This is a genomic window from Actinomycetota bacterium (assembly GCA_035765775.1).
Classification (GTDB): Bacteria; Actinomycetota; CADDZG01; order JAHWKV01; family JAOPZY01; genus DASTWV01.
The window spans coordinates 1-4,345 of record DASTWV010000016.1 but is presented as its reverse complement, the minus strand read 5'-3'; the positions used below and the strand labels follow the sequence as shown (position 1 = coordinate 4,345).

Annotated in this window: 4 protein-coding genes; 2 read left to right on the top strand and 2 right to left on the bottom strand. The window is 70.9% G+C overall.

The window, feature by feature from the left end:
* Together VFW71_02765 and VFW71_02760 are read right to left on the bottom strand one after the other, a co-directional pair.
* Positions 1–1,357 (bottom strand): hypothetical protein (locus VFW71_02765; protein HEU5001687.1); only part of this gene is annotated, 1,357 nt, incomplete at its 3' end.
* Between the two features lie 127 nt (positions 1,358–1,484).
* Positions 1,485–2,012: a VOC family protein gene (locus tag VFW71_02760; GenBank protein HEU5001686.1), complete on the bottom strand. Its 528-nt coding sequence runs from the start codon at positions 2,010–2,012 to the stop codon at positions 1,485–1,487.
* A 281-nt stretch (positions 2,013–2,293) separates the two neighbouring features.
* Here VFW71_02760 and VFW71_02755 point away from each other — a divergent pair, with 281 nt between their 5' ends.
* Positions 2,294–3,943, top strand: a complete 1,650-nt coding sequence (locus tag VFW71_02755; protein ID HEU5001685.1) for a glycoside hydrolase family 16 protein — start codon at positions 2,294–2,296, stop codon at positions 3,941–3,943.
* A gap of 60 nt (positions 3,944–4,003) precedes the next feature.
* Positions 4,004–4,345, top strand: a 342-nt coding sequence (locus VFW71_02750; GenBank protein HEU5001684.1) for a hypothetical protein, incomplete at its 3' end; no start/stop codon positions are given.

Genomic DNA, 4,345 nt, shown 5'->3' with positions numbered 1-4,345 from the left:
CGAGGACGAGCGACTCGTTGGCGTCGGCCTGCACCGCCGAGCACGAGAACAGGTTGATCTTGGCGTACTCCGGGAAGCCGTTGGTGGGGATCGAGGAGGTGTCGAAGGTCAGGGCGGCATCGGCGATCACGTACTGACCGTCGGGCTGGCGGTTGTCGGCGATGGCGAAGTAGGAGCTGGCGTCCGTCACGGAGGTGGAGCCGCCGCTGCCGTAGCTGGACGAGGTGTTGACGAAGCTGGCCCCACCGGTGCCGGCGAAGCTCCACTTCCAGTTGGGGTCGATGACGTACGGTATGGCTGAATTAGGAAGCAGCGTGTCATCCAGGCCGAAGCTGATCGTCGAGCCTGACACCACCCAGGCCCCGGTGGGGTAGATGCCGCCGTCGGCGCCCACCACCAGCGGCCGGCTGACCGAGAAGGCACCGGAGACCAGGTCGCCCGAAGCATCGACACTCAGTGCCTTGGCCCCACCCAAGAGCTGGACGTTAAACGAATAGGTCCGGGCGCCCTGGCGGGACGGGACCATCGTCGCAGCCTCCAGGCCCGCCCCGGTGGGGGTGAACTTCCACGGCACCCCGCCGAGCACCGAGGAGGCCACGCTGCCCGCCACCCCGGCCAGACCCGGGGTCAGGATGCGCATCCCGGTGCCCTCGGGACCGACGGCGGCCACGCCTGAGGACGAGACACTCACGGTGACATCGGAGTGGTCCTCGATGGCGCTCACGCCGCTCATCCCCGCACCCGGGGCGTGGAAGCTCAAATCGACCGGCTGGTAGCCGCTCGGGGTGTGATAGTTCATCCCCTGGGACACCTTCGTGGTCATTGTCCCATTGTGGTTGTCGAAGGTGTCGCTGTTGGCGGTGCGCTTGGCGGTGACCTCGGTGCTGGCAGTCGTCGTGGCGCGGGGGAAGGGGGTGAGCGGCGGGGGGAACTGGGTCACCGGGACCATCGAGGAGGTGGGCGTAGCTGACGCCGGGGGCAGGGGTTGGGTCTCGGAGGCGGCCACCATGGCGGACATCACTGTTCCCTGGGGCTGCAGGCCACCAAGCAGGGCCGAGGCACTGAGGGGTGCCGCCTTCCGGGCGGACTTCGCCGCAGGCGGTGCCTGGGCAGCTTCTGCCAGTGGGTTCGCCGCCGGTGCAGACAAAGTTGCGGGGCGTTGCACCGCCGCCGGGAGCGACGCCTGAGCAGGGATCGCGGGTGCCGCGATGGCGGCGGCGGTCCCGCCGCCCCACAGCAGGCCGGTCAGGAGGCCGACGACGGCGATGAGGCTGATGCCCCGGCGGTCGAGGCGTGCGTGCAGCGGCTGGGCGTCAGCCGGGTGTTGGCTCCGGTACACCGGCGGCTCGGCGGGCATGGCGAAGACTCCTCTGTGGATTGGGTCCAGTCCTGTGCCATCGTGCACGAGTGCGGTGAGTCTGCCTATAGCGCGACCTAGCCATTTTCGGCATGGTACGGGGGATTGTGGCAATGACCTGGAATGCCTAGTCCGCTGGAAGGTAAAGCCCAGCATCTTCCCGGAGGCCGTCGGGGATCCACTGCTGCACTTGATTGCGGCAGCCGTGCACTATCGCCGCCCGGCCAGCGTTACTGAGCCCCAGCCCGCCCCTCCTGCACGATCTCCACCCAGTACCCGTCCGGGTCCCGGACAAAGCAGTAGACGAGCCCCGTGCGGCCCTCGACGACCTCGGTGCACGCCAGCCCTTCGGCCTGAGCGCCGCCCGCACGGCCGCCACGTCCTCCACCGCCAGGGCCAGGTGCTTTACCCCGACGGCCTCAAGGTCGTTGCCGACGGCCACCGTCCCTGGCTGCACCGCGGCATTTGCGGCGTAGCAGAACACCTCCAGCAGGAACCCCCCCAGCTCCAAATGGGTGATGGTGAGCGACCCGTCCCCGGCCGCCCAGCGCAGGACAGGCCGGAACCCCAGCCGGGCGTAGAAGGCGACCGTCTTGTCGAGGTCGCGCACGCTGATGGCCACATGGTGGGCCCGGAACTCCGGCGAGGGCGGCATGGCGAGGGACCATCATCCGCCTCTTCGGACCACCCGTCGGCGACCCCGGGCGACTGCCGGGGGCCTACCAGTGACCGCCCCGGATAACTAGGCCCTCTGGCCCGCTGACCACGCAGAGCGCGCAAATCGGTGGTCCGAACTCGTCATCTGGAAACACCCTGATTGCGTATGTGCCCGCGCTGCCCACGCGACGACAACTGGGGGAGTGGGCGCCCGACCGGGACCTGGGTCCTCCCGGTCGGGCGCTCCGCCCGTTCAGGCCAGGAGAACGAGGAGGAGTCGTGGGACGTCTCGCCGCAGCAGCGACCGCAGCGCTCGTCGGAGCGGCAGCCCTCGTGTCTGTTGCCACGGCACCATTCCCGGCCCACGTCGCCGCCCAGGAAACCTCGCCCGTCGCCGCCCAGGCGTCCTCGACCGTCGGGGTCGCCCTCGCCCCCGGCGGGCAGGGCTGGTGGGTGGCCCAGGCCAACGGGGCGGTGACCGCCGGCGGCTCGGCGGTAGGCTACGGCTCGGCGGCCGCCCTGGCCCTCTCGAAGCCGATCGTGGGCATCGCCGCCACTCCCAGTGGCCACGGGTACTGGCTGGTGGCCTCCGATGGCGGGATCTTCAGCTACGGCGATGCCCAGTTCTTCGGGTCCACCGGCTCGATCCGCCTCAACCAACCCATCGTGGGCCTCGCCCCCACGCCCAGCGGCCACGGGTACTGGCTGGTGGCCGCCGACGGCGGCATCTTCAGCTACGGCGACGCCCAGTTCTTCGGCTCTACTGGCTCGATCCGCCTCAACCGGCCCATCGTGGGCATCGCCACCAGCCCCACCGGCCGGGGCTACTGGATGGTGGCCACCGACGGCGGCATCTTCAGCTTCGGCGACTCGCACTTCTTCGGGTCCACCGGCTCCATCCACCTCAACCAACCGGTGGTGGGCATGGCGGCCACGCCGACCGGCCTCGGCTACTGGCTGGTGGCCTCCGACGGCGGCATCTTCGCCTTCGGCAACGCCCCCTTCACTGGGTCGGCGGCCGGGAGCCTGGTGGGCTCGGTGGTGGGCATGGTGTCCTCGGGGGCGGGCTACCTGCTGGCGACGGTCACCGGTGCGGTCGATGCCTTCGGCACGGTGGCGTCCTCGCTGGGCCTCACCCCTGGGAGCCCCACCAGCCCCGCCCCCACCACACCCGGCTCCACCCCGACGGCGCCGCCCGCCAGCACCTCGTCGTCCGGGAGCCCGAGCGGTAGCGCCATGCCCACCGGCAACCTGGTCGGCTGGACCCAGGTCTTCGCCGACGATTTCACCGGCTCGAGCCTCAACGCCAAAGCCTGGGGCGCCTACCAGGGCCAGCCGGGCGGCGACGCCGGGGGCTGGTGGGACCCATCGCACGTGGTCGTCAGCAATGGCGCCCTCAACCTGCAGACCTACCAGGACCCCGCCTTCGGCGGCAGGTGGGTCTCGGGGGGCGTCTCGAGCGCACCGGCCCTGAAGCAGACCTACGGCAAGTACGAGGTCCGCTTCCGGATGGATGCGGGCGACGGGGTCGCCGGCGTCCTGCTGCTGTGGCCGTCGGGGAGCGGCTGGCCGCCGGAGATCGACTTCGCCGAGGACGGTGGCGGTGCCCGCACCCACACCAGCGCCACGCTGCACTGCGGCACCAACGGCAACGACTCGTGCCAGATCCAGCACACGCTCTCGGGCATCGACCTCACCCAGTGGCACACGCTGGGCGTCGAGTGGACCCCCGGGCTGCTCAGCTACACCTTCGACGGCACGGTGTGGGCGACGGTCGCCGACGCCCGCGTGCCCGCCCAGACGATGGAGATGGACCTGCAGACCCAAGCCGGCACCTGCGGCGACACCTGGGCGCCCTGCCCGGACGCCTCGACGCCGGCCCACGTGGACATGCAGGTCGACTGGGTGGTGGCCTACCGCCCGGCGTAGGCTCCCGCCTGCAGCCCGGCGCTCCAGCACCGATTACGCGAAACCTGGTGAAATAGCGCGATGCCAGATGTTGCCGGTCCCGATTCGCCGCGCCACAAGCACCGCCACCCCCGGCCTCCCCGCAGCAACCTCATCCGGAGCCGCCCCTGGCTGGTCATCCCGATCATCGTGGTGCTGATCGGCGGGGTGGCCCTGGCCGAAGGGCTGCGGGGCTCGGGGACCGCGCCCCAGTCCGATCACGCCCCCCGGCCCGAGGCCGGCTCGCCGATCAGCACCGGCAGTGAAGCCGCCACCCCCACCGCCAGTCCCAGTCCCAGCCCCCCCGAGATCGGCCCGGCGCCCAGCCCGTCGAAGTCCGCCCCGAAGGCCTCCCCGACCCACGCCACATCCCCGAAGCCGAAG